This window comes from Rhodopseudomonas sp. BR0C11 (assembly GCF_010820945.1).
GTDB lineage: Bacteria > Pseudomonadota > Alphaproteobacteria > Rhizobiales > Xanthobacteraceae > Rhodopseudomonas > Rhodopseudomonas palustris_H.
This window is the reverse complement of the sequence record NZ_QTKI01000784.1, coordinates 1-736: the sequence shown is the minus strand read 5'-3', so window position 1 is coordinate 736 and position 736 is coordinate 1. Positions and strand designations below refer to the sequence as shown.

At 69.0% G+C, this 736-nt stretch carries 1 protein-coding gene; it reads left to right on the top strand.

The window, feature by feature from the left end:
- A partial coding sequence (locus DYI24_RS27360; protein ID WP_164574543.1) for a TolC family protein occupies positions 1-546 on the top strand: 546 nt, incomplete at its 5' end.
- Positions 547-736: the final 190 nt, after the last annotated feature.

The window sequence follows — 736 nt, the reverse complement described above, 5'->3', positions numbered from 1 at the left end:
CAGGGCAGCGCCGGCCGCGCCAGCCAGACCGACCCCACGCTCGGCACCTACGGCACCGACCAGGCCTCGGTGATCGGCCAGATCAACGCGCCGATCTACGACGGCGGCACTGCCGCGTCGCAGACCCGGCAATCGAAGGAACTGGCAGCGCAGAGCCGCTCGGTGCTCGACCTGGTGCGCAACCAGACCCGCACTGCGGCGATCGGCGCCTGGGTGTCGAATGAGGGCGCCAAGATCGCGGTGAGCGCCGCGGAATCCGAAGTGCGTGCTGCCGAAATCGCACTGCAGGGTGTCAGCCGCGAAGCCCAGGGCGGCCAGCGCACCACCGTCGACGTGCTGAACTCCCAGCAGGATCTGATCCAGGCGAAAGCCCGGCTGATCGGCGCGCAGCGCGACCGCGTGGTCGCGTCCTATACGCTGCTCAGCGCCATCGGCCGCCTCGACGTCCAGAACCTCGGCCTGAACACCCCGGACTATCTGCCCGACGTGCACTACCAGCAGGTCCGCGACGCCTGGCACGGCCTGCGCACCCCGTCGGGACAGTAAGCGTCGATCTACGACCTTCGACGACGCTGCGGGAGACGCACACAGCGTCCCCGCTCCCGTCATGGCCGGGCTTGACCCGGCCATCCACGACTTTCGCGCAGACGCTCAGCAAACCATGGCTGCCCGGACGAGCCTGGGCACGACGCCTGCAAGGCGCCCCGTTTTCTAACGACGGTCCGAGAGCGCTTCA